General features: G+C 63.3%; 13 protein-coding genes. 1 reads left to right on the top strand and 12 read right to left on the bottom strand.

Going from position 1 to position 15,472, the window contains the following annotated elements:
* Window positions 1–15: 15 nt before the first annotated feature.
* The 4 genes from NG1_RS01685 to NG1_RS01700 form a co-directional block, all read right to left on the bottom strand.
* On the bottom strand, window positions 16–2,061 hold the full coding sequence (locus NG1_RS01685) for a TerD family protein (protein ID WP_062967281.1): 2,046 nt from the start codon (window positions 2,059–2,061) through the stop codon (window positions 16–18).
* Between the two features lie 383 nt (window positions 2,062–2,444).
* The gene (locus NG1_RS01690) at window positions 2,445–3,278 is read right to left on the bottom strand and encodes an aminoglycoside adenylyltransferase domain-containing protein (RefSeq protein ID WP_062967283.1); all 834 of its coding nucleotides are present in this window, start codon (window positions 3,276–3,278) and stop codon (window positions 2,445–2,447) included.
* 179 nt (window positions 3,279–3,457) lie between these two features.
* Window positions 3,458–4,675 (bottom strand): FAD-dependent oxidoreductase, encoded by a 1,218-nt coding sequence (locus NG1_RS01695; protein ID WP_168434044.1) that lies wholly within the window; start codon window positions 4,673–4,675, stop codon window positions 3,458–3,460.
* 22 nt (window positions 4,676–4,697) lie between these two features.
* Entirely contained in the window at window positions 4,698–5,273 is a 576-nt protein-coding gene (locus tag NG1_RS01700; protein WP_210749893.1) for a TetR family transcriptional regulator, read from the bottom strand.
* Between the two features lie 173 nt (window positions 5,274–5,446).
* Here NG1_RS01700 and NG1_RS01705 point away from each other — a divergent pair, with 173 nt between their 5' ends.
* Window positions 5,447–6,961: an MFS transporter gene (locus NG1_RS01705; RefSeq protein WP_062967289.1), complete on the top strand. Its 1,515-nt coding sequence runs from the start codon at window positions 5,447–5,449 to the stop codon at window positions 6,959–6,961.
* Window positions 6,962–7,101: 140 nt separating this feature from the next.
* Here NG1_RS01705 and NG1_RS01710 read toward each other — a convergent pair whose 3' ends face one another.
* The 8 genes from NG1_RS01710 to NG1_RS01745 all read right to left on the bottom strand — a co-directional run bounded on the left by NG1_RS01710 (window position 7,102) and on the right by NG1_RS01745 (window position 15,456).
* On the bottom strand, window positions 7,102–8,094 hold the full coding sequence (locus NG1_RS01710; RefSeq protein ID WP_062967290.1) for an alpha/beta hydrolase: 993 nt from the start codon (window positions 8,092–8,094) through the stop codon (window positions 7,102–7,104).
* A 345-nt stretch (window positions 8,095–8,439) separates the two neighbouring features.
* Window positions 8,440–9,432 carry an AfsA-related hotdog domain-containing protein gene (locus NG1_RS01715; RefSeq protein ID WP_157113810.1) on the bottom strand — a complete coding sequence of 331 codons (993 nt, stop codon included), beginning with the start codon at window positions 9,430–9,432 and terminating at the stop codon, window positions 8,440–8,442.
* Window positions 9,433–9,455: 23 nt separating this feature from the next.
* The gene (locus tag NG1_RS01720) at window positions 9,456–9,995 is read right to left on the bottom strand and encodes a carboxymuconolactone decarboxylase family protein (RefSeq protein ID WP_062967294.1); all 540 of its coding nucleotides are present in this window, start codon (window positions 9,993–9,995) and stop codon (window positions 9,456–9,458) included.
* 109 nt (window positions 9,996–10,104) lie between these two features.
* Complete coding sequence (locus NG1_RS01725) at window positions 10,105–10,761, bottom strand: HAD family hydrolase (protein ID WP_062967296.1); 657 nt, start codon at window positions 10,759–10,761, stop codon at window positions 10,105–10,107.
* A gap of 107 nt (window positions 10,762–10,868) precedes the next feature.
* The gene (locus NG1_RS01730; protein WP_084498631.1) at window positions 10,869–12,494 is read right to left on the bottom strand and encodes an FAD-dependent monooxygenase; all 1,626 of its coding nucleotides are present in this window, start codon (window positions 12,492–12,494) and stop codon (window positions 10,869–10,871) included.
* Window positions 12,495–12,568: 74 nt separating this feature from the next.
* Window positions 12,569–13,048 (bottom strand): MarR family winged helix-turn-helix transcriptional regulator, encoded by a 480-nt coding sequence (locus NG1_RS01735; protein WP_063910234.1) that lies wholly within the window; start codon window positions 13,046–13,048, stop codon window positions 12,569–12,571.
* Window positions 13,049–13,136: 88 nt separating this feature from the next.
* Window positions 13,137–14,723, bottom strand: coding sequence for an MFS transporter (locus tag NG1_RS01740; RefSeq protein ID WP_245659750.1), 1,587 nt, complete (start codon window positions 14,721–14,723; stop codon window positions 13,137–13,139).
* Window positions 14,724–14,991: 268 nt separating this feature from the next.
* The gene (locus NG1_RS01745; protein ID WP_062967302.1) at window positions 14,992–15,456 is read right to left on the bottom strand and encodes a cupin domain-containing protein; all 465 of its coding nucleotides are present in this window, start codon (window positions 15,454–15,456) and stop codon (window positions 14,992–14,994) included.
* Window positions 15,457–15,472 lie beyond the last annotated feature (16 nt).

Consider the following 15,472-nt stretch of genomic DNA (forward strand, 5'->3'; position numbering starts at 1 on the left):
TGGCGGCGAGTAGGTTCAAGCGTCGACTGGCGCCGAGCCATCGGCGTCGGACAGCTCCGGTTGTTTCGGGGCAGGCGGCACCCACCCGCGAAGTGGCTGCACAACCGCTCCGTAGAAGGTGTCAGTAGCGGCTGTCACACTGGCGATGAACGTCGCGGCGGTCCCCGAACCGGATCGCCGGTTCCCCATGGGAAAAGTCTTCTCCAGTGAAAATGACACGATCTCGCCTGCGCGGCCGTCCGTGAGCAATTTCGGATTACCACGCACTGTGTCGAGGTGCTCACATGCTTCATTGCCGCGCACCGAGAACACCGCTTCGACCTGCAGGTCACCCGGAGCGTCCGCGAGTTGCCTGAGCAACCACGACAGCCGACGACCCGAGGCACCCTCGTTCGGCGCGTCGACGCTGGTACGGCAGCGAATCCTATTCGTTCGTACGTCTGCGATCACCATCAGATCGCCGGCGGTGTCCGGGATGCGCAACACAGTCTCGAAAATGCCCTCGCCCGCCAGTTTGTCGGCGACAGCGGCACTGCGTGCCGCCGGATCGGCGCGGTGCCGACGGGAAAGGACGTGTTTGACGCCCACTCCGAGTTCGGCGGTCAGTCGCAGGGCGAGGTGACGTGACAGCGACATCCAGGCATCCGCGACGGTGAGAACCTTTTGGTCGCCGGCGCGAAGAGTACCTGCCATCACCGCGTCACGGACCGCAACCCAATGCCGGCCCATGTCGACGAACTCGCTGGCCCCGGAGCGGGGATGGCAGAGGTAACGCAGGAATTCGCTCAGGATCCAGATCTGCAAGTCATCATCGATACCGCCGTGCGACAGCAGCATTCGCGCTTCATGCATCACCTCCGCCCACGACAAGTGCCGCAAGGCGACCTTCGCGAGCTTACGGCGATCCACCTGGACGGGAAGTTCTCCCGGCCCGGCGGGTACATCATTCGACAGGCTGACCACCACGTCGTACTTGTTCTTGCGCGCTACTTCGAGGTAGCTCTCGAGCTGCTCCCGCCTCAGCTTTCCGCTGCCCGTTTTGACCTCGAGCATGCCGGTCCAAACACGGCCTCCTCGAACCACTTTGAGCACCGCATCCGGGATGACCGTCGATTCTCCCCGTTGATACTGCACCTCGACGTACCCCTCGAACGAACCCGCCGGAGCTCCCATCCGGGCACACAGCGCCCGCGCGAAGGGACGCACGGCCTGCATCGTGGCGATCAACGCCGAGGTGGCGCGCCGTTCCTGCTCCTCTCCAGCGCCGACACCGAAGACCGAGAACAACCGAGCCGGCTGCCACGCCTCATGTTCGGCGAGTTTGAACTCCATCGGCTTTGCTTTCCTGGCAACCCGTTTCGCAGTGCGCACACCTTTGCTCCGCGTCACCGCAGCATCCACTGGGGCGGAATTTCCGCCGTTGACCTCCGGCGGGGCGAGATCACCCGGCCCCACGAGCGCGGGAGCGGCGGGCTCCTGTTCCGGCACCGGCGTGCCGCCGAGTGACTGCTCTGTCGGATCCTGCTCGGAATCGTCGTCGACTTCGACACCGAAATCCATCGCCAATCCGGCCAGCCCGGACTCCCAGCCTTGGCCCACTGCCCGGACCTTCCACTGAGCACCACGGCGGTACACCTCACCGAATACGAACGCCGACTCGCTGGTGGCATCGGCGGTGATGTACTCGGCGAGGGAATGTCCCGCGCCATCCACCACCCGGAACGCGAGTTTGCCGAGTTGGCCGAAGGTGCCAGCACCGATACTCCCGGCAAGCGCCACGGTGTGAACGGTGTCCGCAACCATCGACAGGTCGATCGCGATTCGGGCCTGCGTCCCTTCCTCGGTCGCGCTCGTTCCCAAGAAGCGCACCGAACCGTCCGGTGATTCGGGCTGATTATAGAAAACGAAATCGCTATCGGAGCCGACCTTCCCGTCCGCCCTCAGCAATAGCGCGGACGCGTCGACCTCGATCTCCGCCTCGGTCCACCCGAGCACGACATCGATGCGGACGACATCATCCGGCAGCGACACGTTCTGCCCTTTGGCCAGAATCGACGACATCAAGGCTCCACCCTTCTACAACCCGAAACGCGCAGTCACAGGCAATTTCGCGATCGGCCGGTCCAGATCCGGCCCCCACTGCATCGCAGGCACACGAGGTGCGACTCAACTGCTATTCGGGTGCCACAATCCCGCTGTTACAGGTACGCGACGGACGGCCAGGGTGCCGCGGAGTTCCGACCCGCATGGACGCTGTTCCGCCTCCTTGTTTTCGCAGATCGCGATAGTCCGGCTTGCGGCAGTCAGGCGCGGTCCTTAACACACATAATCAGATATGCATATCTATATTGCTTCATTATTTAGCCACGCCAGTCCAGAGCCCGAGGCGAAATGCAAATCTCGGGCCTTCTGAGCCGGGCTCGACGCCCGGGCAACGGCAGCTCTCAGCTGCCGGGGCGTGCACCACCCTCGCGATCGCCGGACCCTGCGTGGATCGCAGCTTCCTCGACGCGCTCCCCCACCCAGGTGAGGAAAGTTCGAACGTCGGTCGCGGGCAGCGGAAGCGCTGCCGAGCGTGGGTGCTGGAAGCTGCGCAGCGCGGTTTCGACCAGGGGGCGGAAATTCTCCTCGGATGTGGTGATCATCTGTGCCGCTTCGCGTTTGGCCGTCCAGCGACCAGTGCGGCAGAACGCTGCCGTCCGGCAGCCGTTCAGCACCCGGTTGTCGCTCAGATGCCCCGCTCCCCCGGCGTGCTCCCGGACCGAAGCCCGCATCGCCGCGTACAGGTCGCGCTCCGACGGTGCCGCGAGGACCTGCCGTACAGGGGTGCCGTACAGGAGACGCCCGGCCTGGTGAGCGATGGAACGATCGATGACGTACCAGAAGTCCGATGATTCCGCCGGATCGAAGCTGACGCGGTTCGGCAACATCGGGCCGGTGTTGAGGTCCATGAGGTAACCAGCCGCGCCGGATGGTTCGGCGACGAAGTCCGCGCCGTAGACCACCAGCTCCAGCCCGGCCGCAGGGCAGGGCAGCGAGGCGTGGGCGAGCGATTCGGCCAGTTCCCGCAGTACCCGTACGGAGATCGATGGGTCGGCGACGATTGTCACGTCGACGTCGCTGCGCCCGTGCCTGTAGTCGTCCAGCGCGATCGACCCTACCGCGAAGACGCTGACCAGATGACCTCCACAGACGGCGCGGGTGCGACGCACGAGACCATCCAGATAGGGACGCAACTCAGCCGGCAGGGAGTGCGAGTCCACCAGGGCATCGGTCATGCGGGCCAGTATCCGCCACGGCCGGGTTCCGGGCCTACCGCCTGCCGCCGGACCGGAGCTTCACAATTTCGGAATCGGACCATTCGACACCGGCGCATTGCTCGCTCCTGTGCGGATCGCCGAGACTTACCCGATCCCGATGCCGGATCGAGCTGCATTGATCGAGAAGCCCAGAGCATTCAGGCGATCATGCAGTGGCACCGCTTGGTACTCGAGTTCGGCCATGCTCGATTCCGGTGCACGCGAAGGTGGCGCAAGGCGGAGCCCGGGGCGTCGGGCGCTACCGCGTGGTCGAGGCCGTCGGCTGCCCAGACTTGTAGATCGCGGCTGCGGGTGAGCATCGACTCTTCGTAACCGCGCAGGGCCGCATCGAGACTCGTTCCCCGGTGCAATGATTCCGCTATGCGGGTGCCGGCCTCTGCGCCGTCGAGCATCGCGAGGTTGGCTCCCTGGCTGAAGAAAGGTGCCGTCATGTGCGCGGCGTCACCGACCAGCGTCAACCGCGGATGGCCGCGCCAGGTGAACGATGCCGGGAGCGCGTACGCAGGGTGGATGTCGAACGCGATCCGTCCGTCGAGGAGCTTGCGGAACGGAGGCGCCCAGTCGTAGAAGATCGCGTGCAGGGCAGCACTGGCCGCTTCGCGTCCGGCCTGTTCGAACGGACCGTCTATCAGCCAATTCATCCCCGCCCGGAACCCGGCGACGACGCGGGTGGCACCGCGGGCCGGGCGATAGACGAACAGTGCCTTGTTGTCGGACAGGGCGAAGGTGTCACCGTCCCCGATCAGCTCGTCATCGAGGAGACCGCTGTCCTCGCACCATCCCACGGCGAACACGACGCCGAGATAGCTGGGATCGACCGACGCTACGGTCTCGCGAACCCGAGACCAGCCGCCGTCGGCACCGACCACCGCGGCGACCCGCACCGAGCGGCCGTTGTCGAACCGCAGCAGCAAACCGTCATCTCGCTCGTCGCGGATGGCGGTCAGCCGGTGCGACCATCGAACAGTCCCGGGAGTCAGCGAATCGAGCAGGGTTGCTTCGAGAACATGTTGTGCGACCTCTGGATTCGCCCGTGCGTCGCGGCCGCCGTCGTCGGCGTAGTGAACGGTTCCGTCTCTGCCGAGCAAGCGCACACCGGTGCGTTCGGGTACGGACTGCGCCACGATCGTATCGAGCAGGCCGGTATACCGCATGGCGCGCCGACCGGAATCAGGGTGCAGGACAAGGGTTTCGGATGCACTGCCCGAAAGCCCAGGGCGACTGTCGAAGACTGCTGCCGAAATGCCGTGACGTTGCAGTACGCGGGCCGCGGTCAGTCCCCCCGGGCCCGCTCCGACGATACCCACCACCGCACGCTCGTCGGTCGCGCCGACGCTCGGTCCCGTCGAACGCACGTCCCTTCCCTTCATATGATGCCTACCCCGACGACGGCTGGGCGCCGAAATCCGCCCAGCCATGGCGGAGTTTGCCGAAGACGGCCCGCAAATCCGCCGGCGAATGCGCACCGTACGTGGCGAGGAACTCGGCGTCGAGAACGTAGCGAGCCAGGGTGGTAGCCAGCAGGTCGTCCGGCGGCAGGCCCGCCTCGTCGGCGAGGGCGACGGCGAGGGCGGTCTCCCATCGGTGGCGCATCCGAGCGGCGTAGTCGAGCAGCGCCGGGGTGGCCTTGACCAGCTCGACGAACTCCGCGCCGGAGGGGCCCTCGACGGCCGGCTGTTCCGGCGGCGCCAGGTGCTGCTCGAGCGCGTCCAGGATCGAGACGCCGGCATCGCGTTCGCGGACCGCCGCGGTCAGCGCCTGCTCATAGGCGTCGCTTTCGTCGAAGACGAGCGCTTCCTTGCTCGGGAAGTAGGCGAACAGCGTGCTCACCGCCACTTCGGCGGCGTCAGCGATCTCCGCGACGGTCACATTGTCGAAGCCTCGCTCCCGAAACATCTCGAACGCGGTGTCGGCCAGCCGCTTACGCGTCTGCGCCTTCTTCCGTTCTCGCAACCCTGGCACCTTGCCAACCCCTCGTGTGTGCAGACGTCACTACCTCGTTGTCGCGCCGAGTCTACCGCGACCGCGAACCGACTATCGAAGACGATCGACTCCGTATTGACACTTTCACTAAATCAGTATTCACTACAAACTCGTAGTTACTATGATAGTCTGAGAGGACTTCGATGGAAGTGACACCACTGCGCCGATGGCTGGCCCTCGGTGCGCTCGCGCTGGCGATGTTGACCGTCGGGCTGGACATGACCGTGCTCAACATCGCGTTGCCGACACTCGCGCAAGATCTGGACGCCGGTACCGCTGCGCTGCAGTGGTTCAGCACCGCCTACACGCTGGCGGTCGCGGCCGTGATGCTGCCCGCCGGTGCACTGGGTGACCGGTTCGGACGGAAGAAGTTCGTGTTCGGCGCCCTGCTGCTGTTCGGCGCGGCGTCCGTCTGGTGCGCGCTCGCCTCGACTGCCGGTGAGCTGATCGCGGCGCGTATCACCCTGGGAGTCGCCGCGGCGGTGCTGATGGCACTGTCGATGGGGATGATTCCCGTCCTGTTCCCCGACCCCGCGGAACGCACTCGGGCGACGACGGTGTGGGTTACGGCGGTCACGCTCGGGATGCCGCTGGGCCCGATCGTCGGGGGCCTGCTGCTGAAGAACTTTTGGTGGGGCTCGGTATTTCTGATCAACATTCCTATGGTGCTGATCGGTGCGGTGGCGGTCGGCCTGCTGATACCCGAGTCCCGCAGCCTGGTGCGCCGTCCCATCGATCCCATCAGCGTCGTACTGTCCGGTGTGGGACTGGCCGGCTTGACCTACGGCTTCATCCGCTTCGGCGAGAACAGCTGGAGCGACAGCGCCGCATGGATGACCGTGCTCGGGGGTATCGGACTCCTGGTCGGCCTGATCGCCTGGCAACGCAGGCTGGTTCACCCCCTCGTCGACCTCGGACTGTTCGCCGACCACGGGTTCCGATGGGGCACGGTCTTCCAGTTGTTCAGCGCGTTCGCCATGTTCGGGTTGTTCTTCAGCATTCCGCAGTACTTCCAGGCGATCCTCGGCGTCGATGCCCTCGGTAGCGGCCTACGGATGCTGCCGATGATCGGCGGTCTGCTCCTCGCCTCCAACTTCCTCGAAGGATTGCGTGACAGAATCGGCGTCCGGCCGACCTTGGTGGCCGGGTTCGCGCTGCTGGCGGTCGGTATGGCGGCGGGAGCTACCACAGGTGTCGGTACGGCCTACTGGTTCATCGCGGTGTGGATGGCGGTGGTCGGGCTCGGCATCGGATTGGTCCTGCCCACCTCCATGGCTCTTGCCGTGGGTGCGCTCACGCCGGAGCGCGCCGGGGCGGGCTCCGCGTTGTTGTCGGCATTGCGCCAGGCCAGCGGCACGATCGGAGTGGCCGTGCTGGGTACCTTGGTGTCCGTGCGGTACCACTCGGAACTCGGTCCGCTGAACCACGAGCCGATCAGTGCCGGAGTCGGCTCCGGAGTCGCCCTCGCCCGCGGCATCGGAGATGACGCACTGCTACACCACGTGCAAGCGGCCTTCATGAGCGGCATGAGCCTACTCATGTGGGTATGCGCCGGGATCTGCGTCGCAGCGATCGCGCTGGTGGCGGCCACCGGAACGCGGACGACCTCGGATACGGAACCAGGAGCTTCCGAACCGGAATCCACCCGAGTCGGCTGAATCGTGCATCCGGCGTGCGATGACTTCTCGACAGAAGTCGAGCAGCATTCGGCCGCCGGCGAGAAATCCCGAGCCCGTATGTTTTACGAGTCCGGAGGGAGGAATCGCGCGATCGCTGCTCGCCCTCCCTCCCCGGGTCGTCAGTGCGGCAGGTCCAACCCTTCGGCCAGCACGGGCCACGAATTCTTCAACGCCTCCTGCCAGTAGCCCCAGGAATGGGTCCCGGTGGGCTGGAAATCGTAGGTGGCGGGGATACCGAGGGCATTCAGGCGGTCGCGCATGTTGTGGGTGCACCAGTTCACCGCGGCCTCGATCACGCCGCCCAGCACCAGCTGATTGAGGTAGCCGCGCGGTCCCGGCTGGGCATATGCGCCGTTGTATGTGTCATACATGCCCGGCACTCCGGTCCCGGTCGACAGGAACAGGCGTATGCCACGGAGTTGGTCGGCGTGCAGGTACGGGTCGTTGGCCGCCCACATCTGGTCTTCCGGCGGGCCGTACATGTTCTCGGTGTCGCCGCCGCCCCAGCTCTCGACTGCCAGTTTCACGAACTCGCGGCCGATCGGGTCGCTGATCTGCGCACAACCGCTGTACGCCGCGACCGCTCGATACAGACCGGGTTTGGCGATCGGCAGCTGCAGTACCGAGGTTCCGGAGGTGGACAAGCCCGCGATGGCGTTCACGCCGGTGGTGCCGAACTCGGCGTCGATCAGCGGCGGCAACTCCTCGGTGAGGAATGTCTTCCACTTGTACACACCGAGTTTCGGGTCCGGGGAGCGCCAATCCGCGTAATAGCTCCAGCGGCCGCCGACCGGCTGCACGACGTTCACGTCTTTGCCCGCGAGGAAGCTCAGAACGTCGGTGTTCTTCTGCCAGGTCGCGCTGTCCTGGCCACCGCCGCCACCGTTCAGCAGATACAACGTGGGCCGAGGCACCGAACGGTCGGCCGGACGCAGCACCTTCACCATGATGTCCTGCCCCATCGCCGCGGAATGCACCCGCAACTGCACGGTCCGGTCGTCCTCCGCCCACGAACCGGTGATCGACGGCGAGTCGGCGCTCGCGGCCGGTGACGCCGCGATCACCCCTGCGGTCAGGGCGGACACCGCCGCCAGCACGCCGAGTGCGTGCATCCCGAAGCGGAAGACCGACCTGATCCTTGCCTGCACGCTGCCCGAATCGGCAACAGCCGCAAGCCCCGCGCCGACGTGGATACTTCGTTTCATCGCTTGCTTCCTCCACAACCGCAGCGTTCGTCCACCGGCGCCGTCGTAGCGGCTCGACAGCGCCGAAGCTCGGATAACGCTAGAACCGAGGAAGGCATGGCGCTCCGCCGGTAAGCGTGGTCTGGACACCTCACGAATCGGACCGATCCCGCTAGGTGCGGGACACAAGCACAGGCGTGCGGCAATGATGAAAGCCGCCTTCCGCCCGCGAAGAAGTGCTCCCTCAGCCAACCGAACTGGTTGTGCGATGCGTCAGCGATGCATGCCTGCCGCAGGATCCGGTGCGGGCGACAGTTCCATCGTTCCCTCAGCCAACTCTCGCCCCTTCTGATGCAGACCGACTTCGACCGTGGCCGCACCGGAGTCGCCACCTACGACGGTAGCCGAGCACTCCAGGAGAGCATCGAGTTCGCCGAAATGCGAAAATGTCACATCACATCCGGTTACGACACACGCCGGTGTGTCGAGGGCACCGGCCCTCGTTGCCGCGACGATCGAAGCCTGCCGGAAACCTTCCACGAGAAGTGGTCCAGGCGCGTGATCATAACTGTGATCGAAAAACGATGGGTGGCCGAGGTCCACCACGAGCGGGAAGCGCGAACCGAGCTGTTCTGCGCAATCACCGATCACGATGTTTCGAGGATCGGAACGCCCGACAACCGAGGGATCCAACCGCTTCGGCAGATTCGCCGCATCCGGCCCGGCAGACGTCATTCCCGAACGGTGGAAGTTCCGAATCGCAGCGTAATCGTCCGGAGGGAAGAAGACTATCTCTGCGTTGGCAGTCATCGCCAGCTCGCCACCGATGGTGACTCGGCCTTCCAAGCCGAGTTGCTCGAAGTTCGATCCCAAACCGACCCGCTTGCCGACTCGGTATCGCACAAAACCTTCGATGGGTGTGCGTTCATTGTCGGCAAAAAGACCGATATCCACGACGCCGAACTGCCATTTCTTCAGACTGAAGGGCAAACCCAGTGGAACACCGCAATGGCGATGGAGGGCGACGAATGTCCCCTGACGCGCCGCCTCGGCCACCGACAGCGGGTCGTGGATCGCGATGGACCTGTCGGCCCACAGGCTATGCGCGCGAGGTAGCTGGATCGCGACCCACACGTCGCCGTTGGTGAGTCGCGAGGAATCCGTGACGAATACCTCCCCGACCGCTCGCCGATGCGCCAGTCTACACGGAACCGTCTGATCGAACGTCAATCCGATTCCAGCATGATCCGAAGTCGTTTCATTCATATCGAGAGTCACCACCCTACGAACTAGTTGAAATCGCTCTCGATACCGATCGATTCGATGGTGGCTGCCAGCGAGTCATAGAATCCGGCCAGGAGACAGAATTCCAGTAGCTGAGATTCCGAGTAGAACTCCGCCAGACCTTTCCACGCGGTATCGTCGATGCGACGATTCAGAACGAACGCATCCACCGCTGTGATGATTGCACGCTCACGAGCGCCCAGCCCGGCTGCGTCGGGCCCTTCGATAACACGGGCCTGAAGCTCGTCATCGATGCCCGCCTTACGTCCGATGATTCTGTGATGCTCCAGCTCGTACGCACAACTACGAAGATGCGCCAGTCGCAAGATCGCCACCTCTTGGTCGTAGCTGCTCATGCTTCCGAACATCATCAGCCGCGTATACAGGTGGAACCAGCCACGGAACAAGCCGGCTCCCCGCGCGAGAGTGCTCAGCAGATGCGCGTCGGGCACCCCTTGCCTGCGGGCTCCGAGGCGAGCGATCACCCAGTTGATCAGGCCCAGTTGCTTGTACTTACCTGGCATGATATGCGGAGAACTACCCATTTTCCGACCTCAAATCAAATAATATCTATCGAATCGGACTTCTTAATTAGGATCCGACTCGAGAATCGCACGCCGCGCCGACCGCGGCTCGGCATGTCAGAACACCTGGCTACGGAGTGCGCCCGAACCAACTGTCGATGGCCCGCACAGCCGACTGTGTATCGGTGAACCGATGGAACACCATTCCCAGCTTCTCGGCCGCTTCTCCGTTCGCGAGGTCATCGTCGACGAACAGGCAATCTGCCGGATTCGATGAAAGACGCTCTACCGTGACTTCGAACATCCCGAGGTCGGGCTTACGCATTCCCTCGTCCGCCGATATCACCGTGACGTCGAAAAGCCCGTCCGGGACGATGGACCGCCACTGCGACTCCCACTCCTTCACGTTGTTTGAGAGTAGCGCCAGAGAATAACCTTCCGATTTGATGCCGGCCAGATATTCCAGAAATTCCGAGTTGGGCCGCCGACCCGCGAACCAAACGTCACGGAAATCGCCCATATCGCGTTCCACGCCGGTGATATCGGCGAGTTCCTTGCTGATTCGCTGCGTAAATTCGGCCTCAGATATCACACCCCGCTCCAAGTCGCCCATAATTGTCTCGCCGGGCACATTCGACGCCTTGACGAGCGACTCGATGAATTGCTGCGGGGTGAATCCCATCTTCGTGGCGAAATGCACGATCGTTTCCTCGACAGGGTTCGTGAGCACGCCGCCGTAGTCTACGACGAGTGCTTTACCGGATTTCACATGAGCAGAGGTCATCATTCACCAATCAGATCATTGTTGGAACATACTCGAACACGCACAAGACATGCGCGAGGTCTCGACAGCCGTCAACGGCCCACCATCACAACACGGCGGTCGCGGCCGAATCAGATACTCAGCAGCCCCGCAAGCGTCAGGACTTCATCGACGTCATAAGAATCCGCCGCGTCGGCAACGTATCCATCGGGGCGAACGAGAACAAGTTTGCAGTCTTTCAGTCCACCAGAAAGAACAAAGTCCTTCGGCAGCACGTACGAATACCGGTCGAGGTCCGGCAATCCGTCGGCCTCGACAGCAGGCGATCTTGCCTGATCGGAAGCCGAGAAGACACAAATATCGACGGCCTCCGCCTCCGCGGCTCGATTCAGCAGCCCCAGCACTTCGGAATCGATACCAGCGGGACCCGTGAACACCAGCAGCGTGTGGCGCGGCCCCTTCAGGAGATCGCTCAACCACACGATGGATCCGGCTTTCGATGTCACCTTCGCATCGACGAATCCGTGGCCGATCGCCCGCCGCCCTCCACGATTGCCGACCGTAGGGCTGTGGCGGTAGTCCAGGTCGAACTGTGCCATCGACGGCACGATCTTTCGCTCCATGAGCCCCGTCCGACTCATCCCGCCGAGAAGCAAGTTTCTGATGCTGCGCCCCAGACCGGATTGGACGGTCCACAGCTTCGTCTGCTGGTGCGAGGCCTGCATGACGCGTGCGGCCACCGGCTTGCGCTCAGCTTCGTAGCTGCTCAACAGCTCATCGGGGTGTCCATGGCCACCGACCGCCAGACCGATCTTCCATGCGAGGTTGGCGGCATCTTGGATTCCGGTGTTGAGCCCCTGTCCTCCAGCCGGACTGTGCACATGAGCGGCGTCGCCGGCAATGACACACCTGCCCGACCGGTACGACGCCGCCTGCTGCATGTGGATCCTGAAGCGCGTACTCCAAAGCAGTTCGTGGATCTCGAGACGGTATGGAGCTCGCTCGTTCACAAGATCCTGCAGCTCCTCGACGGAGAAAGGAGCATCGGACGCGGACATCGCCGTCGCGTCGGCGAATACTCGTACATTCCCGTTCGGCAACGGCAGGGTGACCAGTACACCCGCCGGATGCAGGTGATAGTGGGCTTCACCAGGGGGTATAGGCGCATCGATCAACCCGTCGCCGAGGATGAACGATTGCGGGTACGGCGCGCCTTCGAAGGCGATTCCCGCCATCTCACGGACGGAACTGTGCATTCCATCGCACCCGACAACCCACCGGGCCTCGAGCCGCTCGATCCCCGAGGGCGTCTCCATCGTGACTCCGACCCCGTCGCCGTGGTCTTCAAGGCTCGCCAACCGGGTCTTCCACTCGATGTCCACACCCAGCCCGCCGAGACGATCCGCCATGGCGGACTCCACTGCCGGTTGGGTGATGACGATCGGAGACGCCTTGGCAGCGGGGTTCCCACTCAAATGGAAGCTCGCGATAGAACTCTTGCCGGACCAATATCGAATCACCTCCAGCGGCAACCCCTCCGCACGTACGCGGTCAGCAGTTCCCTGTCGCCGCAGTACATCCATGGCGCCGTCCCAGAGCGTCACCGCACGGGCCTGGTTCATCGGACGATCCGACGCTTGGTCGATAATTCGGCAATGAAGCCCTTGTCGACGTAATTCGGTCGCCGCAGCCAGTCCGGTGGGACCAGCTCCTACAACCAGGACGTCCAAATTCGGTTTCACCGCATCCCCTCCCACAGGATTCCATCACTCGACCAGCACTGAGCGCTTCCCCTGCTGTCCAAAAATAAAGATAGCCGTCGTGCGCGGTTTCACTGCATTCCCGGCTTCGTGCAATCCGGCGACTGCCGTTCGAGAATCGCCGTCAGCATTTCGTCGAGACGAGTCTTGTTCTCCGCCGAAAGCACCGAAAGCAGTTCGCTCTCTACATCATGCACGATGCACGCCATCGCCGCCAGTGCAGAATGTCCGCTGTCCGTGAGATTGAGATCGTTTCGACGTCGGTCATGTGGATTGCGAGACCGCTTGACATGACCGTTCTTTTCCATCTTGTCGACCAAATCCACAATAGTCGTTCGATCGATATCGAGAAGTTCGCCGACCATCCGCTGAGAGGTATCCGTTCGGCTTCCGAGCAGTTCCAGCACGAGGAGGTACCTGAGTCCGGCGCCCTCGGCTTCCTCCAACGCGGCCTCGGCCGCCTGCACCAGGAGAAGCCCCGATTGGTACAGCAGGTACCCTGTGCGACCGGTCAGAGCTTTCAGCGAAGCGCTGCCCGTAGGTGATGGCATGCAAGTACTCCCATTCCGTGCGGCCGAATGCAGCACTTCGCCGAAACGTCTTTCTCGGTATCATACCCCTTCAGGTCGGCACCGAGCGCTATACAGAAGCTCGAGCGGGTTCGGTTTCAGGCGTCGCATAGAAATCACGCTCCCGAATGAATGCGAATGCCACGACAGCGGCTACGAGAGCAAAGGCGGCAGCCGCGAAGGAAACTGTCTGCAATCCGTCGACCACCGCGGTATTGGCCGCCGTATGAACGTCTCCGAGCATCTCATGGGGTATCGAGGAATCCAATCCCGGGGTACCGCCCGCCGCGATCGCGCCGCCGATATCGGTCGCGGAGTCGCCCAGGGTGTGGCCGACGCCGGACTCGGCGAATCCGTCCTTCACCCGATTCTGGAAGAACGCGCCCACCGACGCAATGCCGACCGCGATTCCAACCTGTTGGAACGTTTCGTTGACACCCGACGCCATACCGGATTTCTCCGGTGCCGCAATCGCGATCGACAGGAATGCACGGGGCGGATTGAACAATCCCATCCCGACTCCGATCACAAGCATGGCCGGCAGGAGTGCGGTCCACTCGCTGTCGGCGTCGACCAACACCGTCAGCGTGAGGCCGACGGCGATCAGAGTCATAGATGCGCCCATGATGATGCGTTGCGGCACCTGTGTCGTCAACGTTCCCGCGAGAGCGGCGGCGACGAACAGCGCAAGCGTGAGCGGCAGGAACCGCAAACCTGTCTCCCAGGCCGAGTAGCCGAGGATGTTCTGCATGTAGGAGATCAGCAGGAAGAGCACGGACATGGTGACGAGTCCGCAAATCATCGTCACCGCGGAGGTGCCGTTGAACGTCACGTTGCGGAACAGTGTCAGATCGAGCATCGCCTTCTCACCTCGGCGACGCTCGATCACTCCGAACACAAGGATCAGCACAGCCGCCGCCACGAACATGCTGACGATCAGAGGACTGGTCCAGCCATCGGTCTCGCCACGCAAGAAGGCGATGACAAGGAAAGACAATCCGGCGCTGAAGGTGACAAGACCCGGCCAGTCGACGGGCGGCGGAGTAGCCGCACGCGATTCCCGCATACGGTAGGCCGCAGCGGCCAGCGCGAGGATCCCGATCGGCACATTGAGAAGGAAGATCGCCCTCCAACTCATCGAGTCCGTGATGCTGCCGCCGATCATCGGACCGAAGGCGATCGCGAGGCCCGCGACCCCACCGAAGATTCCGAAGGCCTTGCCTCGGTCGTTCCCTTGATACTCGTGGCCGATCAGCGCGGGCCCGATGGCGAACAGGGTGGCACCGGCGAGTCCTTGCAGCAGCCGAGCGATGATCAGCAGCGTCACATTCGGCGCCAGACCGCAACCCAGGGACGCGACGGTGAATACCGCCAGGCCGATCATGAATACCCGGCGACGGCCCAGGATGTCAGCCAGTGATCCGCTGGTCAGCAGGAAGACCGCGAGGCCGATAGCGTATGCGTCGAGTACCCATTGCAGGTCCGCGAACGATGCGCCGAAATCAGAGCGAATATCCGGCAGCGCGACATTCACGACTGTGATGTCGAGCATCAGCATGAAGGTCGCCATACAGACGACGGCCAGCGTCCATCCCGGCCGGGCCACGCCGTCACCGACCTTCGCGGTTTCGGCCGAGTGTTTCTGTCTCGTTACCACTGAGGCTCCTATTGTTCGGTTCTTGCCAAACCTGGCTGCATCAATTTCTGCGGGCCCCACGCCCGCGAACTCCCCCGGCAGCACCACGGCCTGAGGCGTCTCGGCACCTGCCGTCGATAGTCAGTGCTACTGATGATCTACTGAACTGATCATCAGCTGAACCTAACATACCTCGAACATGCGGAACGCGCGCTTCGAAACTTCGGGTCATCCCCGCACCGCCGTGCCACATCGCGCAGGCGGGCGCTCAGTAGGAGCGAACGAGCAACTAGCTGGACATCCTGCTGATCCCGCCGTCCAGATACCGGAAGAGGCGGACAGCTTCACCCAGCTGCGGGGCGCCCGAGATGCCCTCCCTGGTCATGATCGTGTGGAACAGCTCGAAGAGTTGCTCGTGATGGAGAGCGGGCCTGTTCTCCTGTCGCCATCGCAGGACGTCCGGACCGTCATTGCTGAAGTCATGATGTTCGCCAGGGGCAACGGTGACACTCTCCCCGGCACGCAGAGGTCTCGTGGATCCGTTGAGCGTGAACGTCATGACACCCGCCAAGACATGGAAGGACTCGGTCATCGAGGTGTGCCAATGGGGCGGCGGACCGCTCCATACCGGTGCGGACCACTCGGTCACAAGCAGCTGACCGTCGGTTTCGGCACCGGTGGTGATAAACCTCAAGGTGAATTCCGTGTCGGGGATAACGAGCATGTCGCCCGGCTTTGCCATCGTCAGCACCATCTTTCGTTCTGAGCCG

The sequence above is a fragment of the Nocardia gamkensis NBRC 108242 genome (assembly GCF_001612985.1).
GTDB lineage: Bacteria > Actinomycetota > Actinomycetes > Mycobacteriales > Mycobacteriaceae > Nocardia > Nocardia gamkensis.

Bases quoted from the DNA above. Each gene is read 5' to 3' on its own strand.
- NG1_RS01685 (WP_062967281.1), bottom strand. From the start codon at position 2,061: ATGTCGTCGATTCTGGCCAAAGGGCAGAACGTGTCGCTGCCGGATGAT.
- NG1_RS01690 (WP_062967283.1), bottom strand. From the start codon at position 3,278: ATGACCGATGCCCTGGTGGACTCGCACTCCCTGCCGGCTGAGTTGCGT.
- NG1_RS01705 (WP_062967289.1), top strand. From the start codon at position 5,447: ATGGAAGTGACACCACTGCGCCGATGGCTGGCCCTCGGTGCGCTCGCG.
- NG1_RS01710 (WP_062967290.1), bottom strand. From the start codon at position 8,094: ATGCACGCACTCGGCGTGCTGGCGGCGGTGTCCGCCCTGACCGCAGGG.
- NG1_RS01715 (WP_157113810.1), bottom strand. From the start codon at position 9,432: ATGAATGAAACGACTTCGGATCATGCTGGAATCGGATTGACGTTCGAT.
- NG1_RS01720 (WP_062967294.1), bottom strand. From the start codon at position 9,995: ATGGGTAGTTCTCCGCATATCATGCCAGGTAAGTACAAGCAACTGGGC.
- NG1_RS01725 (WP_062967296.1), bottom strand. From the start codon at position 10,761: ATGATGACCTCTGCTCATGTGAAATCCGGTAAAGCACTCGTCGTAGAC.
- NG1_RS01735 (WP_063910234.1), bottom strand. From the start codon at position 13,048: ATGCCATCACCTACGGGCAGCGCTTCGCTGAAAGCTCTGACCGGTCGC.
- NG1_RS01745 (WP_062967302.1), bottom strand. From the start codon at position 15,456: ATGGTGCTGACGATGGCAAAGCCGGGCGACATGCTCGTTATCCCCGAC.